This is a genomic window from Rhizobium sullae (assembly GCF_025200715.1).
Classification (GTDB): Bacteria; Pseudomonadota; Alphaproteobacteria; order Rhizobiales; family Rhizobiaceae; genus Rhizobium; species Rhizobium sullae.
Map to the genome: position 1 here is coordinate 163,660 of NZ_CP104144.1, position 24,692 is coordinate 188,351.

Here is a 24,692-nt window from a genome sequence, read left to right on the forward strand (position 1 = left end):
AGTCCTCGCTGGCGAAACGCGCTTTTCAAGGTGTCCTAAGCAAGTCGATATTGGAAGGTTCCGCTAGCCGGCGGGTATCAACTATCCGCCGAGCAATCAAAGCAGACTGGACTTCAGGGGAATGAGTTTCGCATGGCGCGCATTCACGTAAGCAGCGAGTACATCAGAACGCCGACAGAACCCCAGAAGACAACCATCACAAGTGCCATCGCAAAAACGAAGATCTTCGCCATAGCAAAAACTCCATAAGCTTTGCGCAGACAAAAACTACTGCAGCTGCCGGCAGATGGTATCGGCACAAAGTCTGGAAACGGGTCGGACTTTGGTCCGATACTCATTTCTTAACACCTGCCCAACTGGGCCTGGCTGTGTTTTGGCGTGGCATTTGACCACACCACCATGCGACAGCCACAACACGAAAGGAAAGGGCCGGGCGACACCTGCACCGGCCCTTCCTGATCAAACGACGGCGGCTGCCAGTCCATCCGTGGTCAGCCACCAGTGCGTTGATGAAATCATGATAGCGTCTTTGATGTGAATCGCTATTACCCGACAGTAATACATTTGGCGAGCGGACCGGCAGACCCGTGGAGTAGTCCACGTCCAGGTTGAGGCTGCCATCTAATCCGCCGCATCGGTGAATTCCGGCGCGATCCGCTCCCCAGACCGTCGCGCGCCGGTGCACATGAGTTGAATACCCATAGTTTAATTTGCGTCCGCGCATCGTCAGGATCCAGACGTTGCATCGGGACCTACAATACTTGTTCCAGTGACATTCCAAGGAGTTGCTACGATTTCTGCGTCGCAATGGCGTCTCTGACGATACGGCGGCGGACCTGCTTCAACAGGCTGACCGCTGTTGACGGCGCTCGGTGTGAGAAACGAGATCGGCCGCGCTAGTCAACTGGTCCTCGCGGGCTGCCCTTCGAACACGTCGATTGAGTTCGAGAAAGCCCCAAAGGAGCTGCTGCCGGAAGGAAGCGTCAGAGCACAGGTCACTTTGCGCCACCGTTCAGAAGCGAATGTAACGCTCTTCCGGCTGGGGCGATTTCAGCGCTTGGCAGCCGCAGGACGTGCCTGAAGGCAGTCGTGCTGCCGTTTCCAGGGCGACGCGCGAGGCGAGCATGGACAGGCTGGGAAGCACGCCATCCTGGAGCAACGTGCCGCGGCTTCTATCCATGTAATCGTTAAATCCGGCGGTTACGAATGCGCACGGCACGAAGCATGCGCCGATTTCGCGCGATAGCGTCGCTTCGGGCGCAATCGAATGGTTAATCACATCTGCGCCCATGGAGCGAAATGCCAGCGCCTCCGCGGGGGTTGTCAGGCGCGGACCGTAGACGTGCGCCGCAACCAACCCCTGTTCGATCCCATGGACTCGGCAAGACGAGGGCCAGACGCTTCGCGCCGTGTCTGCCAGGATGGCCGCGCAATGAGGGCAGACGATTTGTTTGCCGGAACAATCGAAACGCTGCCGGCCAGGAAGAAGTGAGTATAGGGTCTGTGTCAACTCGATGATGTCGGCATTGATCACCATATCACCCGGCTGAATAGCCTTGTTGATCGCGCCGAGCGTCGAGCACGCCAGTACGTGACGCACACCCGATTCCATGAGGACCCAGAAGGCGCGCCGATGGCAGGAATGGTCTATATGATCCCGAGGATTGCCATGGGAATACATGCAGAGCGCGCGCTTGGTCTGGCGATCCTGCACGATGCTTGCGTCGAATTCCAGGAGCTTCCAGTTATCTGATACACCGTAAGGGGTATCGAACGACAGGTCGCGGGCAACCACGCGAACGCCTGGCATCGCGACGTCCTCGGGAAAAGCGAGGCCCCAATTGGCTGAACCGGTGATAATCGCCAGATCGGTTTTCGGAATGACAGGGCTGATTGCAGGATGAGTCATGAATTATCTTTCACGGCCTCTGACCGCGTTCGCGTAAGTTGAAAAACAGAACTACACCGGAGATCAGGAGAGTCCAGAGGGTGGAAATGGCGGCAATGGTGGGGTCGATCTGGTCCCGCAGGGAAATGAACATGAGCTTCGGCAATGTGCTGCTTGGCCCATTGGCCACGAAGATCGAGATGACCGCCTCATCAAGGGATGTCAGGAACGCCATCAGTGCGGCGGTCGACAAGCTGAGCCCCAGCTGTGGCAGGATGATGCCCCCCATGGTGCGGAACCAGCCCGCACCAAGGCTGCGGGCGGCCTGGGCCTGAGCCCAGTCGAACCGATTGATGGCGGGGTAAAGCACGATCACCGCCACCGGGATTGCCAGGACCACATGTCCCACAAGCACTCCGGTAAGGGTGCCCACGAGCCCGAGCTTTGCAAGGACAAAGAAGAGGCCGATTGCCAGAAGGATGCCGGGTGTTACCGACGGAGACAGGAGCAACCCGTAGACTGTCGCGGCGCTACGCCCGCCCAGCCTGTTGATGGCAAAACATGCAAGAAAGCTGATCGGCACAGCAATCACGGCCGTCAGTACTCCCAGGAGCAGGCTGGTCCTCAGAGCATTCATCCAACTGGGCGACGAGAAGAAAACCTCGTACCAGCGAAGAGACCAGGCCCTCGGTGGAAACTCCAGGAGATCCGAGGCCGAAAAGGACAGCGGCACCACGATCAAGGTGGGGAGCATGAGAAAGACGAGGATCAGTGCGGAGAAGATCCAAAGGAGCGCTTTGGTCAGCTTGCTGTCGTGATAGGCGTCAAGCATCACGTGCCCCCTTCGTTAGAAGCCAGCGGAGGCCGAAGAGCATGCCGCCGGTTATCAGGACCAGAACCAGGAGCAGGACGCCAAGCGCACTGGCCGAACCCCAGTCCTGGAATGTCGAGAGAGTGCGATCGATGCGGATGGAGATCGGGCTCACCTTGCCACCTCCAAGAATGGCAGGCGTGATGAAGAAACCAAGCGTGTAGATGAATACGATGGTTGAGCCTGACAGGATCCCGCCGGCCGATAGCGGCAGGACGACGGTCCGCACGCAGTGCCAGAGGCTCGCACCCATACTGGCGGCAGCGCGGATCACGTTGTTGTCGATGTCGCGCATTGCGGCATAGACCGGCAGGACGAAGAGCGGCAGCATGTAGTGAACCATGCCGATCAGCGTGCCGGTGAAATTGTAGACAAGCGGCAAAGGGGTGTCAGTGAGACCGAGGCTCTGCAAGGTGGAATTGACGAGGCCGTCACGACGCAGGAGCACCAGCCATCCGTAGGTGCGAACCAGGATGGAAGTCCAAAGCGGCAGCATGATCAGGATCAGCACCCTGTTTGCGATGCGGGTGCTCGTGCTGGCCAGTGTCAATGCCAAAGGAATGCCGAGGACCATGCAGATGGACAATGTCGCACCAGACAAGGCGAGGGTGGTGCCAAGCCCCGACCAGGTGAGACCACTCGAGAGGATCTTTTCATAATTGGCGGTTGATAAGGCACCCCCCATGGTCAGGAACGACTGGCGCAGGATCCATATGACCGGCAGCATGGCAGCAAGGCCGACAAGCACCAAAGCCGGTGCGGCAAGGGACACAAAGAAACGGCGTTCGCGCCGGACGTCCTGCAAAACAGCCGCAGCGGTCATCTCCTAGCTTCCTCGGGCAGTGTGTGCACGCTCGAAGCGGCCGCATAGGCGGTTATCGCCTGACCGGTTCTCAGCTCGGCGCAACAGGCAGCGCGTGTTGCCGGCACGCTCAACATGACCTGGGCGCCGGCCTCGGTTTCTACATTGAGAAGCCAGTTTTCGCCGCGGAAAGCCTTGGCGCACAGACTGCCTGTGATGGCGATCGCGTCAGGTTCCGCATCGGCAGCATCAAGATGGAAGCTCTCTGCCCGGATCATCGCAAATCCCTGGCGGTCTTGAGTTGATCCGTTGATCTGCGTCAGACTTCCGACGGGAAGAATGTTGGCTTCGCCCATAAATTCCGCGACGAAGCGGTTGGTCGGATGATGATAGATTTCGGAAGGTTTGCCGATCTGTTGGATCTCGCCAGCATCCATGACTGCAATCCGGTCGGACATCGTCAGCGCCTCCCGCTGATCATGCGTCACATAAATCGTGGTGACACCCAGATCATCGTGCAGGCGTCGAATTTCGAACTGCATGTGTTCACGCAGGTTCTTGTCCAATGCCGAGAGAGGTTCATCCATCAGCATGACACGCGGCTCGAATACGATGGCCCGCGCCAGCGCGACGCGCTGCCGCTGGCCGCCCGAGAGCGCGGCGATGTTGCGCTCGCCGTATCCGACCAGCTTGACCCTCGCCAATGCGCCTAGCGCCCGCTCGCGAGCCTCGGCCTTTGGCACACGGCGCAGCATCAGCGGATACTGGACGTTGGCAAGCACGCTCATGTGCGGAAAGAGGGCATAGTTCTGGAAGACGATACCGATCTCCCTTTTTTCCGGGGACAGCCGGGTGACATCCCGGCCGCCGATGATCAGAGAGCCGCTATCGGGACGGACAAACCCCGCAAGAGCCATCAAGAGCGTGGTCTTGCCCGATCCTGAAGGGCCGAGCAGGGTCAGGAATTCGCCAGCGGCAACGTCCAGCGAAACATCGTTCAGCGCCACGTAGGAACCGAAGACTTTCCTTACAGTGCCGATGGCGATGGGAAGCGAGGTTATGGCCATCTTGATAGCTGCTCCTTGTCGGTCAACGGTTCATCATCTCGTCGAAGGCGACTTGAGCAGCTTCACCATTCTTCACCCACCAGTCGGCCTTGGAAAAAACGGAGGTTTCGACATTGCCGGGGGCGGTGGCGAGGAGCTGCATGCGTTCTGCCGGGATCAATCCGCCCTCATAGGCCTTCGGGTTGACGGGTCCATAGGAGATGAAATCCGTCAGCTTCGCGCCTCTTTCCGGCTTCGTCATCGCGGCAATCAGCTTCATGGCGGCATCCTTGTTTGCTGTGCCTTTCGGGACGGCAAGGCAGTCCGTACCGATGACGGAGCCCTTGAAGCTGTAGTCGGCCGCACCGCCGTCTGCTTTCACACTTTGGGCGCGGCCATTCCACGTGACGACGAGGTCGGCCTCGCCATCCTTCAGGATCTGGGCTGATTGCGCACCCGACGTCCACCAGACCGCAACATTTGGCTTTAGTTCTTCGAGACGGGCGATGGCGCGCTCCAGTCCCCCCGATGCGCTCAAGATGTCATAAACTTCACCTGGTGCCACCCCTTGCGAGAGAAGTGCGATCTCAATCAGATCCTGGGCATTGGCGCGCAGCGCGCGGGTTCCGGGAAATGCCTTGACGTCCCAAAACTCGGCCCAGGTCTTGGGCGCACTGCTGACAGTCTTTGCGTTCCACGCCATGACAGTGCCGTAGGAACTGAAGGGATAGCAATACTCTGATTGCGCGCCTGCTGGCAGTGATTTGCCGTCGATGACGGAATAATCCAGCGCCTCCAGGAGGCCTTGAGCGGCAGCCTGTGCACCTTCCGGCGACCCGAGATGGATAACGTCGGTCGTGACTGCACCGGACGTGACTTGCATCTTGAGCGCTGCAAAGCCGTCGCTCTGGGTTTCTTCACGCACGTCGAGGCCAAGCTCAGTGGCCGCGGGCCCCCACATGGCCTGTTTCATGGCGGCACCATACTCGCCGCCGGCAGTCGTGATGGTCAGTGTCTGGGCAGCCAGCGGGCCGGCGGCGGTCATGGCGATAGCAGCCACGGATAGGCGCAGCATACGAAGCATTCGTATATCTCCTTTGTTCACCTCTGAATGACGATTTTTTGGGTCTAGCGCCCAATTTGTTGAAATCGTAACGTTACGATTGCGGAATGTTGGTGCATTCGTCAAGCGGAATCTTGTTCCTCAACCTCTCCACTTCCAATCCGTTGGCGGAACGGGCAGTGTATCGAAGAACCGAACCACGGAAGATTGACAGACGCGATGACAGTGAATTCGAGACCCAATCTGAGGCAGATCGCCACGGAGCTTGGCCTTTCGGTGACAACCGTTTCCAGGGCATTGAAGGACGGACCGGAGGTCCACCCTGACACCATCAAGCGTGTAAAAGCCGTCGCCAATGCGGCGGGCTATATCCCGAACTTCCATGGCAGGGCCTTGCGCACAGGTCTCACGCGGGCGTTGACAGCCATACTGCCGATGGAAACACGCGACTATCTGTCGGATATCGCGAAACTGCCACTGATCGAAGGGCTCACGCTTGCCGCACGGGAACATGGGTATAGCCTTTCGATTTACTCCACGACGCCTGAGGAAGATCCGCAGGAGAACCTCAGTCGGCTGATCGAAACCGGCGGCGCCGATGGAATCGTGATTACCCGAATGGTCTCGGAAGATCCGCGAATACCGTTCCTCCTGGACCGCAGCATTCCGTTCATTGCGTTCGGCCGCAGCGGCAGCGTGCTCAACTACGCTTTCGTCGACGTCGACAACGAAGGTATAGCTTTCCAGGCCGCCAACATCCTACTCGAACGAGGGTGCCGGCGCATTGCGCTTCAACTGTTGACTCCCGAGGACCAATACAGCACCGCGCGTATGGCCGGTTATGCCAAGGCGATGGCGGGAGCAGGGCTTTCGATCGATCATCAACTGATCGGCCACGAGGATTTCACCATGGAAGCGAGTGAGCGCTGGATCGCGCGTCTGCTGGATCTCGCGGAGCCGCCGACGGGCCTGGTCTGCGCCAACGAACTCGGCCTTCTCGGAGCGCTGAGCGCCGTCCGTCGAAGAGGCCTGACCGTTGGCCGCGATTTCCACATCGTCGTTCGTGATAACACGCATATGTGTCGCTACCTGTCCGCCCCTCTCATTGCCCATGCAGTCGACATGGTCACCGTCGGGCGCAGCCTCGTCGAGGGGCTGGTGCGCCAGATCGAGCAGCCGGACGCCCCCCGCATGCAGTTGGTCGTGGATGGAGAAGTCGAGTTCATCGCAAACGCGTGACGCACGTGCTTATCGCTCCGCGACGTGGATGCGAAAGCACTTGTACAAACGGGCCAGGCTTTCCCGGCGGCCTGCTCGGTGCTTTGCTTTAGACCGCGAACGGCCGCTGCTCAGCCGAGGGCGGCGGTCAGCGGGTCGTAGGCATAGACCCAGGCGGGATCTTCCGGCTGCTTCAGCCAAGTGTTGGCGTTGGATATGGTCTGCACCCTGGTGGCCCGTTCACGCCGTGTGGCCTCATAAAGCGAGAAGGCGTCACTGTAGTCGGCCATGCCGCTCTCTTCGAGGCAACGTGTGAGGATCGCTGCGTCCTCGATGGCCATACAAGCGCCCTGCGCCATATGCGGACGCATGGGGTGGCACGCGTCGCCCAACATGACGAGACGGCCACGGCTCCAAAGGTTTAAGGGATCGCGGTTCCAGAAGGGCCATTTTGTCACGGTTTCGGTAGCATCGACCAGTGCCTGCACCATCGGATGGGAGCCTCCGAATATGGCTTCCATCTCCTCTCGGGAACTGTCGACGAAACTTGTATCATGCTCCCAGCTGTCCACCGGCACGCCCGTAACATAGTAGTATTCGCTGCCGTCGCCCTTGGTGGCATAGGCCATGATGTGGCGGGAGGCTTCCCACCACCACTTGACGCAGGTCTCGAACGCGAGGCCGGAACCATGCAGCTTGTTCATGTTGACGAGGGCGCGATGGCCGACCCAGCCGGAGAAGCGGGGCTTTTCCGGCCCGAGCAGCATGTCGCGGATCATGGAATTGATGCCGTCGGCGCCGACGACAAGACCGGCAGCAACGCGCCGTCCATTCTCGAATGTGAGCAGCACGTCGGTCTCGCGCTCCTCAATGTTGTTCAGGCGGTGGCCGAAATGAACCCGGTCCTGCGGCAGCGCGTCTATCTGCACGGCATGCATGTCGCCACGATGGATGGTGATGTAGGAGGCGCCGTATTCCCTGCGGCCATAATCGCCGAGGGGAATGCGGGAGAGATAGTCGCCGGTCATGCCGTCACGGGAGAACCAGAAATCCGGATGGGAGCCAATCTGCTCCAGCTTCTTCTCAATGCCGATGCGGCGGAAGATTTTCATCACGTTCGGGCCAATGTGAATGCCGGCGCCCAAACGCGCGAAGGCCGGGGCCTGTTCGAAGCTGTGCACGGAAAAACCGGCGCCGGCGAGCAGGGCCGCTGCCGCAGCACCGCCAAGGCCCGCACCAATAACGGCGATTTCGATCCTATCAATGTTCACGCTCATGGGTTGTCCTCTTTCTATCAGGCGGATTGTTTCAATGCGGATACATGCCGGCCTTGCCGTGGCTGGAATGGACGATCGTCTGGTCGAGGCACAGCGCGGGGGCCGGGCTCCGGCACTACCAGGGTGGCAGATCGGGAGCGAAGCGCTGCCGCAGATAACCGGCGAGAGCCTGCCGTTCAGTGTCTGTGAATTCGCCGTGGAAGGACGGCATGTCGCGCAGGTCGAGCCCCTCCGGCGCCTTCAGGCCCTCGTCCAGAACGGAGAAGAGGGCATCGGGCACCGGCGCGCGCAGTGCGGCAGACCGGCTGATCGGCGCAAGAGCTGCCGTGACCGTTCCGGCAAGCGCGGGCTCATGGCACACGGCGCAGGCGCTTTCGTAGACCCGGCTCGCCCGTGAGGGTGCAAGTTTGGGCTCTGGAACTGACACAGCGACTGCGGGAGCCTCGGGGTCCGTCAATGAGGCCAGATACGTGGCCATGGCGCGGATGTCGACATCGGGCAGGGCAGTAAGGCTGGCGACGACCTCGGCCATCGGGCCGGATGCCGTTGCTGCTTCAGAATGGCCGTGCCGCAGATAGGAAAAGAACGTGTCTTCGTTCCAGCCGCGGGCGGCGGCCTGCGCCCCGGCAAGGGCCGGGGCATACCAGCCCTTGATCATGGTACCGGTCAACTCGGGCATTTCTGCGCCAGCGGTATTGCGCGGGGCATGGCAGGCGGAACAGTGGCCTGCCGCCTCGACCAGATATTTGCCGCGGTTCCATGTCTTGCTGCGGACCGCGTCAGGCGTGAAAGGCCTGGCGTCATGATAAAGCCAGTTCCAGGCGGTGAGGGCCGGGCGCAGGTTGATCGGCGCGACCATCTGTGACCGCAGCGCTTCCTGGCGCACGGGCGTCAGCGTCTGCATGTAGGCGTAAAGCGAGAGCATGTCCTCGCTGCTGATCCGGGCAAAGGAGGTGTAGGGGAAGGCCGGGTAAAGGTTATGGCCATCGCGGCTGATACCATGACGCATCGCACGCTCGAACGCCTCGAAACTCCAGCGGCCAAGACCCGTTTCCGGGTCGGGGGTAATATTGGTCGAATAGACCGTGCCGAAGGGGGTGACCATTGGGCGCCCGCCCGCATTGGGCAGCCCACGGTCGGCGGTGTGACATGTGGCGCAGTTACCGAGGGCAAACACCTGCCGACCACGTTCGAGTGTCGCCTCGGAGAACGTGCCGGGCGCAGGCGTGGTAGAAGGAGCAACGGGCCGATTGAGCGGCAAGGCGACGGTACCAATCACGAGCATGCCGCCAATGACGGTGCCAAGCCCGAGCAGTTTTTTGCGCAGCACGCTCCGGCTCCTGAGAGGGCGAGCGTCCGCGACGGAAAGGGCGGGCCCGGTCCCTGAAGCGGCCAGCGCGGCGCGCATCTTCTCAGGTGTAAATGGTACTTCGCGCATGCGCACGCCCGTTGCGTCGAAAATAGCATTGGCGATGGCCGCCGCACTTGGCACCGCCGCGCTTTCGCCGACCCCGAGCGGAGGATGCTCCGGCCGCGCGATCAGCATGGTCTCGATCTCGGGCACGGCCGGAAAAGTCTGGATCGGATAGGCCGCCCAGCTTTGCGGTGTGGGAGAGATTTCGTTGAAGGTGACTTCCTCAAGCAGCACCCGGCTTGCCGTCTGGATGGCATTGCCATGGATCTGCTGGCGCACGCCGTTCGGATTGATGACGAGGCCCTGATCCTGGCCGATGAAGATACGGGTGAGCGCGACCTCACCGGTTTCCGTGTCCACCGCGACATCGACCACCCAGGCGGCGGAGGCCGCCGCCGTGCCGGGGAAGGTGCCATGCACATAGGTGGCGAAGGCAAAGCCCTGGCCGAAGGCCATGCGGCCTTCGCGGCGCAGGCGCGGGCCGGTGCGCTCGGCCCATCCGGCCTGTTCGGCCGTGCGACGGACAAGGTCGGCCTCCTGCGGATCGTCAAGATGACGCAGCCGGAAGGCAACCGGATCCTCGCCCGCCTCGTAGGCCATTTCATCCACGAAGCTCTCATGGGCAAAGGTGTTGGGCAGGGCGGAGACACCGCGCATCCATGCAGCCCGCACGATTGGCGCCATATCATGCACGGTGATGCGCTTGTTGGGTACACGATAAGGCGGGATAATGGTGCGGTCGCCCATCTCTGAGGGGCGTGTCTCCGGGCTGATACGGCCCGTCAGCAGCAGGGACAGGTTCGGTCCCCGGTTGGACGGATACCAGGTGTCGATAGCATAGGCGTGCAGCGCGCCGGCCTTTAGGCCGCCGTGGACTTCCATGAGCTGCGCCGCCCCTTTGGGCTCCCAAAGGTGCTCCTGCGCGCGGGTGAGCTGGACCCTGACTGGCCGCCCGGTAGCTCGCGACAGAAGCAGTGCGTCGCCGCACACATCATCGGCGCAATTGCGCCCGTAGCAGCCGGCGGCCTGATAACGGCGAATTTCGATCCGCTCGGGCGGCACCCCCACAAGGACAGCCAGATCACCGCGAAGCATGTGCGGGTTTTGCGTGCCAGACCATACGAGCGGCGCACCGCCGTTCCAGTCGGAGACGGCGCAGGAGGGGCCGATGGAGCCGTGTTCGTGATAAGGCCAGACGTAGGTGCGCTGGCGGGCCACGTCGCATTCCGCAACAGCCCGGCCAAAATCGCCGGAACGATCGAGGCTGCGCGGGGTGGAGGGATGATCCTTTAGCGTCTGGCGCAGGTTGGCCATGTCAGGGATTTCAGGCGGCCGGTGCCAATGCGCCGGCAAAGCCTCCGCGATTAGCTGGGCCTGATCGGCCCGTTCTGCCACCACGCCAAGGAAATCGCCGTGGCGAACGACCGCGATGAAACCGGGAAGGCACCGCACGGCGGCCTCGTCGTAACGGATGAGGCTGTGCCCGACGAAGGCTCCGCTGTCGCGTCCGGCATAGGGCGGCCGGATGACGTGGCCATGCACCATACCCGCAATGGCCACATCATGAATGTAGGGATGTGTGCCACGCAGCTTGTCCGAAAGGTCGCGGCGGCCGGTCCTGTGGCCGACGATGCGGTAGTCCGTCGGAAGCTTGACTGGAGTTGTTCGGTCGAGCCTGAGCGAAATCTCCTGTCCGGCAATCAGGTCATCATAACAACAGGACTTGTCTTGCCAGCTGAGGCGACCTTGCTCGATCACGATGCCATCTACCGGAGCATTGAAGCGGCGGGCGGCCTCCGCCACCAGGAAGAGGCGGGCCTGCGCGGCGGCAAGGCGCAGCGGAATGGCAGCGACCTGGATCGTTTCGGACGCGATGGTCGGGCCCTGGTCCGGGGTTGAAGCCGTATCGCCAAGCACCATACGCACCGCGCTCAACGGCACGTCCAGTTCCTCCGCGACAATCTGGGACAGTGCAGTCTCGATACCGGTACCAAGGTCCACGTGGCCGTTGTAACCAGTGGCACCATGCTCGCCCATTCTCAAAAAGACGACCGGACCGGAAGGCAATTCGTCATAGATCGACAGGCTGCCGGGTCGAAGGCTTTCAGTCATGCAGGGCTCCACGCATCAACTCGGCGGCGCGTTCGACAGAAGCGATGATCTCCACATGCGCCCCGCAACGACAGAGGTTGTGACGCAAAGCCAAACGAATATCTTCCCGCGTCGGCGACGGGTTGTTTCGCAGGAGGGCGCTCGCGGTCATCACCATTCCGTTCAGGCAGTATCCGCATTGCGCCCCCTCACATTCGAGAAAGGCCTTCTGGACGACGCAAAGAGCTCCCGTCGGGCGATCGGCAAGGCCTTCGAGCGTGGTAATGTCGTGTCCTGCGGCACGTTTTGCCCGCAGCACGCAGGCCCGTGCCGGCGCACCGTCGATGAGCACCGTGCACGCGCCGCATTGCCCCTTGCCGCAGCCGTATTTTGCCCCCTTGAGGCCGAGCTCATCTCTCAGAACATCGAGAAGTGTACGATCCCCGGGATGCTGAAGCAGGCGTGCTGTCCCGTTTACGGTCAGTTCGAACGTATTCGTCATGGTTCCCTCGGGCTTTCTTTTTGACCCTTGTCAGGAACACAGCACAAAACTTGTTTGTATGCAAATGAGTTTACCCGATGTTGGGTGATTTTTTGCATAATTGGCAGGCAATAAATATCTTTGTAGGATTTTTAAGCAGTTTTGTCCGTCGCCCATCTGTCGCGCGCCAGGCGCCGTTTTATCGCAGAGTCGCGTGCGGATCGGGATTCCGCCTTGACGCTAGACCGCCGGATGTTGCAGTTCGACATTTGTTTCATCAGAAGCTGGAAATCGCCGATGACTGACCGAAGCGAACGTTACGTGCTTGACGACCAGGTCGGCTTCTTGCTGCGTCTCGCCTATCAGAGACATATGGCTCTCTTCATGGAGCGCATGACGGGCGGATTGACACCGACTCAATTCTCGACGCTCTACCGTCTGCGTGAGGCGTCGGAGCCGCTTTCGCAAAATGCCCTCGGCCGTCTCGTCGGGATGGATGCCGCGACCACCAAGGGCGTCGTGTCGCGCCTCCTGGCGAGAGACCTGATCCGTGTGGAGAAGGACGGCGAAGACCGAAGACGCTACACGCTCTTCATCACCGACACCGGCTGTCGGCTGCTCGATGCAGTGCTGCCGGACGTGAAACACAGCAGCGAGGCCACGCTTGCTCCGTTAGCATCCTCGGAAAGAGACCAGCTTCTGCAGTTGCTGAAACGTCTGATATAAAATTATACATATAGATAATAAACAACCCAACCCGTGCCTATAAAAAAGGGGCGCAGGCGCCTGACGAGGACGATCGCGTGGTCGAGCAGAAGCTCAAATCAAAAAGCCGTGGCCCGGGGCGGCCCCCGAAGGCCGGTATTTTGGGGAAGGCCTCGGATCTGCGCGACGGCATTCTGGATCATGCCGAACTGGTGTTTGCGGACGCCGGCTTCGAAGGTGCCAATCTGCGGGAAATCGCTTCCCTTGCGGGCGTCAACCAAGCGCTGATCCGATATTATTTCGGCTCGAAGGCCGATCTCTTCGACGAGTGCTTCAGGAGGCGCGGCGGACTTCTGGCGGGACACAGACATGTCAATCTGGATCGACTCTTAGAGATCACCGAAAATCCGTCGGTCGAGGATCTCATTTATGCCTACCTGAAACCACAGTGGGACATGAAGTACGCGAGCGCCAACGGGGCAGCTTTCGTCGCGATGCAGGCGCGACTGCATGCCGAGCCTGAAGAGCATTCGCTGCGCCTGCGAAGAGAAGTCTACGACGCGTCGGTCAAGCGCTATATTTCGGTCCTCTCACGGGTGTTGCCGCAGGTACCCAAGGACATCGTAAGCGTGCGCATGGCTTTTCTCGTCGGTGCATATCTTTTCATGCTCAATGATTTGGGGCGCATCGGTGATCTTACCGAGGGTCATCTGACGTCCTTCGGAAAGGACGAAATGCTCGACCAGCTCGTCCGTTTTCTCGCAGCCGGGATGCGCGCACCCGTCTAGACAAGACAGAAACCGGCTCGCCGCTGCCTAATCAGTGGGCTCGCCGAAAATTTGTGCTTGTTATTATTCAGATGAATAATTAATGTCCCTCCATCAGATCGGGGGAGCCTAGCATGAAAACCTACCGGATCGGCCAGATCGTCCCGAGCTCCAACGTCACGATGGAGACCGAAATCCCGGCGCTGCTGCGCGCACGGGAGATGGTCGCGCCTGAGCGCTTCACTTTTCATTCCTCACGCATGAGGATGAAGCACGTGACGAAGGAAGAGCTTGCCGCCATGGATGCGGACAGCGACCGCTGTGCACTGGAACTTTCCGACGCGCGGGTCGATGTGATGGGTTATGCCTGTCTGGTCGCGATCATGGCGATGGGGCTCGGATATCATTGCCAAAGCCAGGTGCGCCTGCATGGCATCACAGTCACGAACGGCAATCCGGCGCCGGTCGTGACGTCTGCCGGAGCGCTGGTCGAGGGCCTAAAGGCGATCGGCGCCAAGCGGATCGCACTTGTGGCGCCCTACATGAAGCCGCTCACCGAGTTGGTCGTTTCCTACATTCGCAACGAAGAGATCGAAGTCGCAGACTGGCGCGCGCTGGAGATCCCAGACAACCTGGCCGTGGCCGCCCATGATCCGTTGAACCTGCCGGAGATCGTCAAGGGCATGAGAACCGACGACGTCGATGCGGTGGTACTCTCTGCTTGTGTCCAGATGCCGTCACTGCCGGCCGTTTCCATGGCCGAGGCGATCGCGGGCAAGCCGGTTCTGACGGCGGCCATCGCCACCACTTGGCAGATGCTGCGGGCTCTTGATCTCAATACGCGCGTACCGGGCGGCGGCACGCTGCTGTCGGGCGCATATTAAGGAGGGCGGGCACACATGGCAAAGGGATATCATGTTCGCGCAAATGGAATCCGCCAGCACCTCCTCCATTTCCCGGGGCAGGGGCCGACGATGTTGCTGGTTCCCGGCATCACCTCGCCCGCCGTTACCTGGGGTTTTGTGGCCGAGAGGTTGGCCGCCGCCTTCGACGTCCATGTACTCGACGTACGCGGTCGTGGACTGAGTGAGGCAGGTAACCTTGACTATTCGCTGGATGCCATGGCGGCGGATGTCGTGGCATTGGCGACAACGGCAGGGATCGGCAGACCGATCGTGCTTGGTCATTCAATGGGCGCGCGCACGGCTATCCGCGCGGCCCGTCAGGCTCCCGATGCATTGTCGGGGCTGATCCTTCTTGATCCTCCCGTTTCAGGCCCGGGACGGCGTGCCTATCCGTCCGCCTGGAACTGGTACGAGGATTCCATCCTAATGGCGCAGAAGGGCTGCTCGGGGCAAGACATGCGCCGTTTTTGTCCCAGTTGGACGGATGAGCAGAATGCCCTGCGTGCCGAGTGGCTGCACACGTGCCAGCTCGATGCGATCCGCACGGCCTATGATGGCTTCCATACCGACGATGTCCATGCCGATTTGCCGCATCTGAATCTGCCCATGCGCCTCGTTGTCGCCGGCGGCGCAGCCGTAATCGGCAAGGAGGATATCGATGAAATCAGGGCCCTGGCTCCGACCATCGAGGTCCGGATTGTCGAAAAGGCGGGCCACATGATCCCCTGGGACGATCTCGAGGGATTTCTTGCCGCCACCATGAATTTCCTCCCCTAACGCGACCCGAACCGAAAGGGCCTTGAAATGGACCACGCGAGCTTCACCGAGATTTGCCTGCACCAGCTGAAGATGTCTGGCGTGCGTGAAGGCGAAAAACTCATTGTCCTCACCCAGGGCAGTGACCGTCTGGATTATGCCGACGCTTTCATGGCCGCCGGTCAGCGCCTCGGCGCAAGCATGTATCACATGCGCCTGCCCGGCCCCCTTCCGGTCGGCGGCTGGAATGTCGGCGTCACCGGCCTTGCCGCCATGCCCGATGCGGTCGAAGCGCTGAAGGCCTGCGATATGCTGATCGACTGCATTTTCCTGTTGTTTTCGCCGGAGCAGATGGCAATCCAGGCGGCCGGTACGCGCATCCTGACCGCCGTGGAGCCGCCGGAGCTCTTGGCTCGCATGTTGCCGACGAAGGAGATCCGCGAGAAGGTCGAAATTGCCGGTGCGACGCTCGCCAAGGCCAAGGTCATGCGCATCACGTCGCCGCACGGAACGGACGTCACCTACAAGCTCAATACCTATCCGACGATCACCGAATATGCTTGCACCGACGAACCCGGCCGTTGGGACCACTGGCCGTCCGGCTTCGTCTTTACGGGTGGTGACGACGACGGCGTGGACGGTCAGATTGTCGTGGCACCCGGCGACATTCTCCTGCCGCAGAACATCTATGTACGCGAACCGATCATCTATACCATCGAAAAGGGCTGGGTCACCGACATCCGCGGCGGGCTCGACGCACAACTCGTCAAGTCCTACATGGAAGATTTCAACGATCCGCGCGGCTTGGGCATGAGCCATGTCGGCTGGGGCATGAACCCGCATGCAAAATGGCACAACCTGGTCCCCGGAGCCTTCCCGGGCGGCATGGGCATGGAACCGCGCAGCTTCTATGGCAACGTCATGTTCTCAACAGGTCCCAACAACGAGCTAGGCGGTCCCAACGATACGGCCTGCCACCTCGATATTCCCATGCGCGGGTGCTCGCTTTTCCTCGACGACGAACCGGTCGTCATCGACGGGGACATTGTTGTGAAGGAAATTCAGATGAAGCGGGCCTGACGGCACTCTTTCCAGCGTGAGGGATAGCATATGTCGCAGCAAGAAACCTACAGGACCGCGGGGTTCGGGCAGCCCGTCCCGCGGGGCATCCGCCCGGGGATCGTCGTCGTTGATTTCACCTACGGGTTCACCGACACGACCTACCCCACGGCGGCGGACATGAAGGCCGAGATCGCGGCAACGCGGCGTCTCACCGATCTTGCCAGGGTAAGAGACATTCCGGTGATATACACCACCATAGCCTATCATCGCGGAGAAGTGACGATGCTGCCATGGCTTCGCAAGGCCACCGGGATGGCGGCTCTTATAGAGGGCAGTCGTCTCGTGGAGATCGACGCGGCCACCGGCATCCAGCCCGATGATCCTGTGATCACCAAGAAGGGCGCGTCCGCATTCCATGGGACGGCTCTAGCCGGGCTTCTTACCGGTGCCCGAGTCGATACGTTGGTGGTCGCCGGCGCGACGACTTCTGGCTGCGTGCGAGCAACCGTCGTGGATGCAGTCCAGTCGGGCTTCAATGTTCTGGTACCAGCCGACTGCTGCGCGGATCGGGCTCAGACGCCGCATGAGTCCAATCTTTACGACATGCATCAGAAGTACGCGGACGTTACCGATGCCGACGATATAGAGCGGTGGTTGGTCTCTCTCTGATCATTTCGGGGTGGTTCCCCAGCCTTTTGACAAAGCCTGCCCACTGCGACTTCTACTGCCGGTTTCGCAGTTCGAACCGCTTCAAGGCGGAGGACTAAGCCAGACCAATCGCGCATCGGCGGCTGCGGGCCCGGTCCCGCAACCGGTGAATCCCCGTTTCGCTCCGATCGATCTTTATCGAGGTGACAGTTTCCCGCCGCTATCCTGAGCCATTCGTCGCTTCGCCGGCGCGGACGCTTCGACAGAAACTTGCACGAGCGTTTGGAAGCGACAGAATTTCAAGAGCGAGATCGATCAGGCCATTGTGGTGATTTTGAACTTATTCCTCAATCAGGTAAGGCTAAACGCACAAAAGCAATAAGAACCTTCAAGCGCTTTAACAGCCGCTCCCGAAAGGACAGCACTCGAGTTGGGGACAGAAGGCGGGTCAACGTTCGGGATCAGTAAGGCGAACCGAGGCGTCCCTTTGCAGATCTTCGTGCTCGAGGCTTGAAAGCCTGAGGTCAGCCAATTCGCAACAGTTCAGCCAGCCGCTGACGTCTTGCGGCGCGATGCCAGGATTTCTGCCAATTCGACCGGCCGCAGGCCATGGGCATCGACACCGACGTCATATTGGTACGGAAGCGGTTTGAGCTTGCCATGCGAATGGCCATGAAGGTTGAATGATTTCCTGCCCATCTTGTTCCAGGTCCTGAAGGGATAATGGCAGAGGATCAACAACTGATCGCCGATCGTAAGTTCGACATAGTGCTGCGTGCTTGCCCAGCCGGACGCTTTGATCACTTCCGCCGGATCGCTGTTGCCGATAATCAGATGTTTTTTTCCGTTGAGCACTGACAGCAACTGATCGGCATTCCCTGCGCGTGACGACATGAAATCGCCAAGGTGCCATACCTCGTCGTCTGGCCCGACCGTCGCGTTCCAGTAGCGGATCAGGGTGACGTCGTGGTCGGCCAGGTCAGGGAAAGGCCGCCTGTCGATGCGAAGGATACGCGGATCACCAAAGTGGGTATCGCTGGTAAAGTAGATCATAAGCTGCACCGAAAGATGTGCGGCGAATTCATCGGTTTGTGTATAAATTGCCGAGGATGAAGCCGGCTATGGCCGCAGCCATGACCGACGATGTGTTTCCTTCCTGCGATTTTGTCGAGATCTCCTGCAGGCTGGCCACATGCCTGTTGCCTTCGGACGTCGTTGTTTGCCATCGAACCTCCGCGTGTGAATTCGGCTATTGCATCCTCCAGGACCTAATTGATGCCACGGCGTAAAAGTTCCAGGTCCTGACCGCAGAAGAGCCCCAAGTTGGCAGGCTTTGTCTTACAGTTTGGCGAGCCTGCCATATATTCCATAGGATGAATATCCGGTGGATGCTACCTTGGTACTTAAGGGTTCGGCGGCGCATGCTGCCAATCATCACCTTGCTGTTGATCCTGATTTCCGCTTCGAGTCTCACAGTTTCCGCATTTGCAGCAGAGCGCGTGGCCATTGTTCTGAAGTTAAACGGGGCCGTCGGGCCGGCGACGGCCGACTATGTGAAAAGTGGCCTTCAGCATGCCAGTGAACGGAATGCGAGCCTGATCGTCCTGCAGATGGACACGCCGGGCGGTCTCGACACCTCGATGCGGGACATCATACGCGCGATCATAGCCTCGCCCGTACCCGTGGCTGGTTTCGTGGCGCCGAGCGGCGCACGCGCGGCAAGTGCCGGTACCTATATTCTTTACGCCAGCCACATTGCAGCGATGGCGCCAGGCACCAATCTCGGAGCAGCGACACCGATCGCACTTGGAGGTGGCACTTTCGATGAAGACAGGGAACCCGACAAAGACAATCCGGATGAACCGGGCGGCACGCAACGGCAGTCGCCCCGCAATGCCAGCGAGGCAAAAGCCGTCAATGATGCGGTGGCCTACATCCGCGGCCTTGCGGAATTGCGCAATCGCAATGCGGATTGGGCCGAAAAAGCCGTGCGCGAGGCCGCCAGTCTTTCATCGGCCGCCGCTGCACGCGAGCACGTCATCGATTTCACGGCAGTCACCATCGAGGATCTCCTGAGGCAGGTCCAAGGGCGTACGGTGCGGGTCGGCCAAACCGATGTCCGGCTCGATAGCTCCGGTCTTGTCGTTCAGGAATTCGAACCGGATTGGCGCACGCGCCTGCTTTCGGTGATTACCGATCCGAACATTGCACTCATTCTCCTGATGGTCGGTATATACGGCCTGATCTTCGAATTTCTCGCCCCAGGCACATTGGTTCCCGGCACGATCGGGGGTATCTGCCTGCTGCTCGGACTCTATGCCCTGGCATTGCTGCCTGTGAGTTATGCAGGCGTCGGACTGATCGCCCTTGGCGCGGGGCTGACAGTAGCCGAGGCGCATGCACCTTCTTTTGGCGCCCTCGGCATCAGCGGAGGGATCGCGTTGGTGCTTGGTGCAGCTCTTCTGTTCGATACTGACATCCCGGACCTTGAGGTTTCCTCGTCCATGCTTGCCGCCATCGCCATCGCCTGTCTCGCGCTCAGTCTCATCGTTGCCCGGCTCGCTATCGTTTCGCACCGGCGTAAAGTCAGCACTGGCACCGAGCAGATGGTCGGTATTTCGGGCAAAGTCGAAAGTTGGACGGGCACTTCAGGCTATGTCATCGCACATGGCGAACGCTGGAAGGCAGTTTCGACTGAGCCGCTCGTCGTCGGTGATGGCGTTAAGGTAACCGGCCGAAACGGGTTGACGTTGGAAGTCGCCCGCTATGCGCAGGAGACTTAGTGGGTTTTCAGAAAGCAGGAGGAAACGTCATGGGCATGTTTGCAGAGTTCGCCTTCTATCTTGTGATCATCCTTATTTTGCTGCTCGTGATCGCATCCGCGATCAAAATCCTACGGGAATACGAGCGGGGTGTCGTTTTCACGCTTGGCCGCTTCACCGGCGTCAAGGGTCCTGGATTGATCCTGCTCATCCCCTATGTCCAGCAAATGGTACGCGTCGATCTGCGCACGCGGGTGCTCGATGTGCCGGGTCAGGACGTCATTTCGCATGACAACGTCTCTGTCCGCGTCAGCGCCGTCATCTATTTCAGGGTCATCGACCCAGAGAGATCGACGATACAGGTCGAGGACTTCATGATGGCGACGAGCCAGCTCGCTCAGACGACACTGCGCTCGGTTCTCGGCAAGCACGATCTTGACGAGATGCTGGCGGAACGCGACAAGCTCAACAGCGACATTCAGGAAATCCTGGACGCCCAGACCGATGCATGGGGCATCAAGGTTGCCAATGTCGAGATCAAGCATGTCGACATCAACGAATCCATGATCCGCGCGATCGCCCGGCAGGCGGAAGCCGAGCGCGAGCGGCGCGCCAAGGTCATCAATGCGGAAGGCGAGCAGCAGGCCGCAGCAAAGCTGCTTGAAGCAGCCGAAATACTCGCCAGGCAGCCGGAGGCGATGCAGCTTCGTTATTTGAGCACGTTGAACGTGATCGCCAGCGAGAAGACATCGACAATCATATTTCCTTTTCCGATGGAAATAGGCAATCTGATGCCGTCCAAATCGGACCAATCTTCGCAACGCGGAAGGGGATGAGCAATGGGTTGGTCCTTCAAAATCGGGACGATCGCCGGTACGGCTCTACGCGTGCACGTTACCTTCGCGCTCCTGCTCGTCTGGATCTGGCTGATACATTACCGCGTCGGCGGCACATCGGCGGCGTGGGAGGGCATTGCCTTCATCATGGCCGTGTTTGCCTGCGTCGTGCTGCACGAATTCGGCCATATTGCCGTTGCGCGCTATTTCGGGATCAAGACACCCGATATCACGTTATTGCCGATCGGTGGCGTCGCCCGCCTTGAACGCATGCCAGACGAGCCTCATCAGGAATTACTGATTGCCATCGCCGGTCCGCTGGTCAACGTGGCGATCGCGGGGCTGATCGTTCTCCTGCTCGGCGCGTCGATGGGAATCGAGCAAATGGCCGAGGTCGAGGATCCCGAGGCCGGTTTTCTGGCGAGGCTTGCCGGCGTCAACATCTTCCTCGTGCTCTTCAACATGATCCCCGCCTTTCCGATGGACGGAGGCCGGGTGCTGCGTGCCGCTCTGGCCTCCCGCTTCACCTGGTCGCGTGCTACGCAGATCGCAGCGACGATCGGCCAGGGGCTTGCCTTCGTCTTCGGCTTCGTCGGCCTTTTTTACAATCCGCTGCTGATTTTCATCGCCATCTTCGTCTATCTCGCCGCAGCGGCGGAAGCGCAGAACGCGCAGATCCGCGAGGTTTCCGGCAGCGTTCTGATCAGCGACGTGATGATCACAAAATTCGCAAAGCTCGATCGCTCTGCGAGTATCGACGAGGCGATCGAAATGCTGCTTGCGACAACGCAACGCGAGTTCCCGGTGACCGATTCCGCCGGCCGTTTTGAGGGTCTGCTGACGCGCGACGACATGATCCGCGCCTTGAAGGACAAAGGTCCGGACACGCCGGTCGCAAGCGCGATGCGTACCGACATTCCAAGGATCCATCATCGAAAAAGCCTGGAAAACAGCCTACGATTGATGCAGCAGGGAAATGTGCCGGCCATCGCCGTCGTGGACGGTGCTGATCATCTTGTCGGTCTTTTGACGCATGAAACGATCGGGGAAATGATGATGGTTCGGGCAGCGGCGGCAGATAGCTTTCGCTTTGGCCGCCTTCGCAGGTATCGATCCCCGCAAGTTTGAGTTCGTGCAAAGAAGATGAACCTCCTAACTGCTGTGCTGATTTCGGGTGCATCTGCCGGGACCTTGCCGGGCTTCAATCCGCCAGTGCGATACGTTCGATAGCATACGGTCCGATTTTCAGAAAACTGCCGCTTAAGCCCTTCTGCAGCTGGAACGGGCTGAGATCGATCTGCTGTTCTTCCGCCGTTATGTTGACGAGATGGAGTATCTTTGCGGACGCCGGTTCGGCGATGAAAGCCAGCACCCCCGATGGCGCCGAAGATGCGCACGCCTGCCATTTGCTTCCGGCAAGTGCCGCCAGTGACTTGACCGTATTGAAGACGGGGCGTTTGCCGCCGTCGGCAACCGGCTCGTCTCTACCGGCGATGAGGCCGAAGGACCCGGTGAGGGCCGACAGCGTCAGGCATTCCAGATGAGCACCGAGCAGTTGGATTGCGTAAGCCATGGCAAACGCTTCGCCGAACAACCCATTATGCCGCGGGTCCGTGTTGGCCATCGGAATGCGGCTGCCGGCCGGATTATCCATCGTGCGGCTGCCGTATGGATTCTGCCGCATCGGAATGGTGGATGGGCCGATACGGTAGGGAATGTCGCCGTAGATCGACCGAACGGATCGGGTGATGAAGGGTAGCGCTTCCAGCGTTTGCATGACGCTCAGGTCGTCGGCCGCGTGGACGATGGGATTGGTGCAGTGGGTGATGAAACCCAGCGCAACTGCCGGAACACGCTTGCGGTTGAGTTCGGTGAAATAGCTCAGCATGCCGCCACCGAGCCGGATGCCGGGGAAGGCCGCGCAGGCGGCGGCATAAATATCCTCGAGCGGCGGGCATTCCGGCCATTTGCTGCCGGGCGGCGTCGATTGCCGGTCAACGGAAGGCGAGATTGCAACCGCATCCGGCCGGAACCCGGCCATCTTAATCTGCTGCGCTATGTCGGCCGCTTCGCTGGCGGGCGATTGCTTGCAGGGCAGGGCTATCTCGAGGGTCGACTTGCCGGCATGCAGCTTCGTGACGGCGGCAAAGCCCTGCAGCGCTTCAATGCCGTGTCCGGCAATCGGGTCGAAATGAAAGAGCAGTTCTTGCGGTTTGATCTCCGCAAGGACTTCCCGTGCAGCAAGCGTCGAGGCGGTTTCTTCCGGCGTGACGATCAGACCGATCGAAGGCATGACACCCCGGTTCTGCCCTCTCTCGATCTTTATCGAGCGCCGGTCGTTTCGCGCCCATGAAGTCGCGCCGCCGCGCCTGTCGTCGATCGTCAGCACGATCCGTTGTCTGATCGGTTCGTCGGCTGCAATCTCATAGGGCCAGGGTAGGGCAAGTGGGCGGACATAGGTCTTGTAGGAGGCATCCGACCAATTGCGCTGGTCTTCCATCTCGAATGTATCGCCTTCCATCCGGCATTCCGCCATGACCCTCGGCAGGACGGTATGGGTGATGGCCCGCATGTCCTTGAAGGGCTGCCACGGATCGATGAGATCGGGAAAGCGCGTCTCCTCGCGCTGTCCGTCGACATGTTCGACTGTGACCGGCGTTCCGGCCACGCCGACGATCGGATGAAGGATACAGAAACCGCATCGATTGGTCTCAAACCCTGTCTTTGAGATCGCCTCCGCCTCGAAGACGAGATCATGGCGCGACGCGTAAATGCGGACATCAACGGCGAGTTCCGTCGCCTCTGGCCCGTTGCAGCGGGCCCGATACGCAACAGCGAAGCTGCCGTCCTGCTGCTCGATCTTCAAGTCTTCGATCGTCGGATGGTAGGTGCCCCAGTCGCGGTCGCGCACCAGATAGGAAACCGCCCGAAGCACCTCCACGCCGTCATAGGCGACCGTGCGAAGATTGCCATGCGCAAGGTGGGCCGACAGCTTGCCCGCCGAAAGATGAACCGGTGGCTCCTCCGCCTCGCGCGTGCCGTAGAGCAGGAAGGGCTCCGGTTTCATCGAAGCATCGCTCCGATATCGATGGTTTTGCCCGTCGCGGCACTGTCATAGGCGGCTTCCACCAGAGCGAAGGTCTTCAGATTATCGGCGCCCGAGGTCGAGGGCGCCTCGCCGGCGGCCAGCCGATCCGTCCAGTGCTGCTGAATGGCGAAGACACTTTCCTGGATGTTGTGCCAGGGGCGCGACGCCCAGGACAGCAGCCTGGGCGAGACATCGGTGACTTTCGTGCCCTGGGCGTCAGTCACCTCCAGCCGGTAGCCCTGCGAGAGGCGGATCGTTCCGTGCGACCCGTCCAGCTCGATCAATGTCTCGGGGAAAGGCTCGGTCGCAAGCCTGGTCGCGTAGCTGACGTCGACAACCGACGTTGCCCCACTTTGGTGATCAAGGAGGATAGTTGCAACATCCTCGCCCCTGATGTTCGGATTGACGCGCCTGGTACGCGCGGTCAAAGCCGCGACGTCACCGAGAATGAAGCGAGCAATATCGAGCGTGTGGATTCCGAGGTCTTCGATAATGAAGCGCTCGCCGGCGGCAAGATAGGGCTGGCCGGAAAAGACGTCATAGGCCGAACGGAAGGAGAAACGGCCCCAGAAGGGTTCGCCGATCACGCCCGCATCGAGAGCCCTCCTGACGGCCTGGATCGGTGTCTGCCAGCGGAAATTCTCGTGCACCATGAGCGGCACGCCGGCATCCCGGCATGCCTTCACCATGGCCTTGGCATCCGCCAGCGTCGTGGCGAACGGCTTCTGGCAGATGACGGGTACCTTGTGGCGGGCCGCCATCTCGACCAGCGGGTGATGGCTCTGCACGGTCGTCGCGATGTCGACGAAATCGAAGCCGCCGTCGGCAAAGAGTTGCGAGGCATCGCAGTAGCGGCGCGTGATGCCGAACTGTTCGCCGACGATCTTCAGCCGTTCGGGATCCCGGTCGCAGATTGCTGCGATCCTCGCACCCTTTACATCGTTCCACGCATGCATCTGATTGACCGCGAAAAAGCCGCAACCGATCAGGGCGCCCTTCAATTCCGTCATTC

Annotated in this window: 21 protein-coding genes; 10 read left to right on the top strand and 11 right to left on the bottom strand. The window is 60.3% G+C overall.

Annotated elements, in window-relative coordinates; all coding sequences use genetic code 11:
- Nucleotides 1-1,012: 1,012 nt before the first annotated feature.
- The 5 genes from N2599_RS21350 to N2599_RS21370 all read right to left on the bottom strand — a co-directional run bounded on the left by N2599_RS21350 (nt 1,013) and on the right by N2599_RS21370 (nt 5,691).
- On the bottom strand, nt 1,013-1,795 hold the full coding sequence (locus tag N2599_RS21350; protein WP_245209270.1) for a phosphorylase family protein: 783 nt from the start codon (nt 1,793-1,795) through the stop codon (nt 1,013-1,015).
- Nucleotides 1,796-1,919: 124 nt separating this feature from the next.
- Entirely contained in the window at nt 1,920-2,720 is an 801-nt protein-coding gene (locus N2599_RS21355) for an ABC transporter permease (RefSeq protein WP_027511430.1), read from the bottom strand.
- On the bottom strand, nt 2,713-3,582 hold the full coding sequence (locus N2599_RS21360) for an ABC transporter permease (protein WP_037142656.1): 870 nt from the start codon (nt 3,580-3,582) through the stop codon (nt 2,713-2,715). The genes N2599_RS21355 and N2599_RS21360 overlap by 8 nt, the downstream gene beginning before the upstream one ends.
- On the bottom strand, nt 3,579-4,628 hold the full coding sequence (locus N2599_RS21365; protein WP_037142654.1) for an ABC transporter ATP-binding protein: 1,050 nt from the start codon (nt 4,626-4,628) through the stop codon (nt 3,579-3,581). Before N2599_RS21365 ends, N2599_RS21360 begins: the two co-directional genes overlap by 4 nt.
- Before the next feature lie 22 nt (nt 4,629-4,650).
- A complete protein-coding gene (locus tag N2599_RS21370) occupies nt 4,651-5,691 on the bottom strand; it encodes an ABC transporter substrate-binding protein (RefSeq protein ID WP_027511429.1) in 1,041 nt (346 codons plus the stop codon).
- Between the two features lie 198 nt (nt 5,692-5,889).
- Here N2599_RS21370 and N2599_RS21375 point away from each other — a divergent pair, with 198 nt between their 5' ends.
- The gene (locus N2599_RS21375; RefSeq protein ID WP_037142650.1) at nt 5,890-6,909 is read left to right on the top strand and encodes a LacI family DNA-binding transcriptional regulator; all 1,020 of its coding nucleotides are present in this window, start codon (nt 5,890-5,892) and stop codon (nt 6,907-6,909) included.
- Between the two features lie 110 nt (nt 6,910-7,019).
- On the opposite strand, the gene N2599_RS21380 is transcribed toward N2599_RS21375, so the two are convergent.
- The 3 genes from N2599_RS21380 to N2599_RS21390 all read right to left on the bottom strand — a co-directional run bounded on the left by N2599_RS21380 (nt 7,020) and on the right by N2599_RS21390 (nt 12,172).
- Nucleotides 7,020-8,165 (bottom strand): FAD-dependent monooxygenase, encoded by a 1,146-nt coding sequence (locus tag N2599_RS21380; protein WP_037142647.1) that lies wholly within the window; start codon nt 8,163-8,165, stop codon nt 7,020-7,022.
- Nucleotides 8,166-8,280: 115 nt separating this feature from the next.
- A complete protein-coding gene (locus N2599_RS21385) occupies nt 8,281-11,691 on the bottom strand; it encodes a molybdopterin cofactor-binding domain-containing protein (RefSeq protein WP_027511426.1) in 3,411 nt (1,136 codons plus the stop codon).
- Complete coding sequence (locus tag N2599_RS21390; protein ID WP_027511425.1) at nt 11,684-12,172, bottom strand: (2Fe-2S)-binding protein; 489 nt, start codon at nt 12,170-12,172, stop codon at nt 11,684-11,686. Before N2599_RS21390 ends, N2599_RS21385 begins: the two co-directional genes overlap by 8 nt.
- 276 nt (nt 12,173-12,448) lie before the next feature.
- Between N2599_RS21390 and N2599_RS21395 the strand changes: the two genes are divergently transcribed.
- From N2599_RS21395 to N2599_RS21420, 6 genes are all read left to right on the top strand, one after another.
- On the top strand, nt 12,449-12,877 hold the full coding sequence (locus N2599_RS21395; RefSeq protein WP_027511424.1) for a MarR family winged helix-turn-helix transcriptional regulator: 429 nt from the start codon (nt 12,449-12,451) through the stop codon (nt 12,875-12,877).
- Between the two features lie 77 nt (nt 12,878-12,954).
- Nucleotides 12,955-13,644 (top strand): TetR/AcrR family transcriptional regulator, encoded by a 690-nt coding sequence (locus tag N2599_RS21400; protein ID WP_027511423.1) that lies wholly within the window; start codon nt 12,955-12,957, stop codon nt 13,642-13,644.
- 113 nt (nt 13,645-13,757) lie between these two features.
- Nucleotides 13,758-14,507 (top strand): maleate cis-trans isomerase family protein, encoded by a 750-nt coding sequence (locus tag N2599_RS21405; protein WP_027511422.1) that lies wholly within the window; start codon nt 13,758-13,760, stop codon nt 14,505-14,507.
- A 15-nt stretch (nt 14,508-14,522) separates the two neighbouring features.
- Nucleotides 14,523-15,305, top strand: coding sequence for an alpha/beta fold hydrolase (locus N2599_RS21410; RefSeq protein ID WP_027511421.1), 783 nt, complete (start codon nt 14,523-14,525; stop codon nt 15,303-15,305).
- 27 nt (nt 15,306-15,332) lie between these two features.
- A complete protein-coding gene (locus N2599_RS21415; protein WP_027511420.1) occupies nt 15,333-16,364 on the top strand; it encodes a 2,5-dihydroxypyridine 5,6-dioxygenase NicX family protein in 1,032 nt (343 codons plus the stop codon).
- A gap of 30 nt (nt 16,365-16,394) precedes the next feature.
- Nucleotides 16,395-17,015, top strand: coding sequence for an isochorismatase family protein (locus N2599_RS21420; protein WP_027511419.1), 621 nt, complete (start codon nt 16,395-16,397; stop codon nt 17,013-17,015).
- Between the two features lie 522 nt (nt 17,016-17,537).
- On the opposite strand, the gene N2599_RS21425 is transcribed toward N2599_RS21420, so the two are convergent.
- Entirely contained in the window at nt 17,538-18,047 is a 510-nt protein-coding gene (locus N2599_RS21425) for a hydrolase (RefSeq protein WP_027511418.1), read from the bottom strand.
- Nucleotides 18,048-18,415: 368 nt separating this feature from the next.
- Here N2599_RS21425 and N2599_RS21430 point away from each other — a divergent pair, with 368 nt between their 5' ends.
- The 3 genes from N2599_RS21430 to N2599_RS21440 are packed head-to-tail and all read left to right on the top strand — an operon-like array spanning nt 18,416 to nt 21,720.
- Complete coding sequence (locus N2599_RS21430; RefSeq protein ID WP_027511417.1) at nt 18,416-19,777, top strand: NfeD family protein; 1,362 nt, start codon at nt 18,416-18,418, stop codon at nt 19,775-19,777.
- A 29-nt stretch (nt 19,778-19,806) separates the two neighbouring features.
- On the top strand, nt 19,807-20,592 hold the full coding sequence (locus N2599_RS21435; RefSeq protein WP_027511416.1) for a slipin family protein: 786 nt from the start codon (nt 19,807-19,809) through the stop codon (nt 20,590-20,592).
- 3 nt (nt 20,593-20,595) lie between these two features.
- Nucleotides 20,596-21,720: a site-2 protease family protein gene (locus N2599_RS21440; protein WP_027511415.1), complete on the top strand. Its 1,125-nt coding sequence runs from the start codon at nt 20,596-20,598 to the stop codon at nt 21,718-21,720.
- A gap of 73 nt (nt 21,721-21,793) precedes the next feature.
- On the opposite strand, the gene apnL is transcribed toward N2599_RS21440, so the two are convergent.
- Nucleotides 21,794-23,659 (bottom strand): D-apionate lactonase, encoded by a 1,866-nt coding sequence (apnL, locus tag N2599_RS21445; protein ID WP_027511414.1) that lies wholly within the window; start codon nt 23,657-23,659, stop codon nt 21,794-21,796.
- Nucleotides 23,656-24,690 (bottom strand): Gfo/Idh/MocA family protein, encoded by a 1,035-nt coding sequence (locus N2599_RS21450; protein WP_027511413.1) that lies wholly within the window; start codon nt 24,688-24,690, stop codon nt 23,656-23,658. Before N2599_RS21450 ends, apnL begins: the two co-directional genes overlap by 4 nt.
- Nucleotides 24,691-24,692 lie beyond the last annotated feature (2 nt).

What these genes read in the sequence shown, in the direction of transcription:
- N2599_RS21450 (WP_027511413.1), bottom strand. Translation starts at nt 24,690, where the DNA reads ATGACGGAATTGAAGGGCGCCCTGATCGGTTGCGGCTTTTTCGCGGTC.
- N2599_RS21370 (WP_027511429.1), bottom strand. Translation starts at nt 5,691, where the DNA reads ATGCTTCGTATGCTGCGCCTATCCGTGGCTGCTATCGCCATGACCGCC.
- N2599_RS21410 (WP_027511421.1), top strand. Translation starts at nt 14,523, where the DNA reads ATGGCAAAGGGATATCATGTTCGCGCAAATGGAATCCGCCAGCACCTC.
- N2599_RS21435 (WP_027511416.1), top strand. Translation starts at nt 19,807, where the DNA reads ATGGGCATGTTTGCAGAGTTCGCCTTCTATCTTGTGATCATCCTTATT.
- N2599_RS21390 (WP_027511425.1), bottom strand. Translation starts at nt 12,172, where the DNA reads ATGACGAATACGTTCGAACTGACCGTAAACGGGACAGCACGCCTGCTT.
- N2599_RS21430 (WP_027511417.1), top strand. Translation starts at nt 18,416, where the DNA reads ATGCTGCCAATCATCACCTTGCTGTTGATCCTGATTTCCGCTTCGAGT.
- N2599_RS21355 (WP_027511430.1), bottom strand. Translation starts at nt 2,720, where the DNA reads ATGCTTGACGCCTATCACGACAGCAAGCTGACCAAAGCGCTCCTTTGG.
- N2599_RS21395 (WP_027511424.1), top strand. Translation starts at nt 12,449, where the DNA reads ATGACTGACCGAAGCGAACGTTACGTGCTTGACGACCAGGTCGGCTTC.
- N2599_RS21440 (WP_027511415.1), top strand. Translation starts at nt 20,596, where the DNA reads ATGGGTTGGTCCTTCAAAATCGGGACGATCGCCGGTACGGCTCTACGC.
- N2599_RS21375 (WP_037142650.1), top strand. Translation starts at nt 5,890, where the DNA reads ATGACAGTGAATTCGAGACCCAATCTGAGGCAGATCGCCACGGAGCTT.
- N2599_RS21385 (WP_027511426.1), bottom strand. Translation starts at nt 11,691, where the DNA reads ATGACTGAAAGCCTTCGACCCGGCAGCCTGTCGATCTATGACGAATTG.
- N2599_RS21360 (WP_037142656.1), bottom strand. Translation starts at nt 3,582, where the DNA reads ATGACCGCTGCGGCTGTTTTGCAGGACGTCCGGCGCGAACGCCGTTTC.
- N2599_RS21405 (WP_027511422.1), top strand. Translation starts at nt 13,758, where the DNA reads ATGAAAACCTACCGGATCGGCCAGATCGTCCCGAGCTCCAACGTCACG.
- N2599_RS21380 (WP_037142647.1), bottom strand. Translation starts at nt 8,165, where the DNA reads ATGAGCGTGAACATTGATAGGATCGAAATCGCCGTTATTGGTGCGGGC.
- N2599_RS21415 (WP_027511420.1), top strand. Translation starts at nt 15,333, where the DNA reads ATGGACCACGCGAGCTTCACCGAGATTTGCCTGCACCAGCTGAAGATG.
- N2599_RS21365 (WP_037142654.1), bottom strand. Translation starts at nt 4,628, where the DNA reads ATGGCCATAACCTCGCTTCCCATCGCCATCGGCACTGTAAGGAAAGTC.
- N2599_RS21420 (WP_027511419.1), top strand. Translation starts at nt 16,395, where the DNA reads ATGTCGCAGCAAGAAACCTACAGGACCGCGGGGTTCGGGCAGCCCGTC.
- apnL (WP_027511414.1), bottom strand. Translation starts at nt 23,659, where the DNA reads ATGAAACCGGAGCCCTTCCTGCTCTACGGCACGCGCGAGGCGGAGGAG.
- N2599_RS21425 (WP_027511418.1), bottom strand. Translation starts at nt 18,047, where the DNA reads ATGATCTACTTTACCAGCGATACCCACTTTGGTGATCCGCGTATCCTT.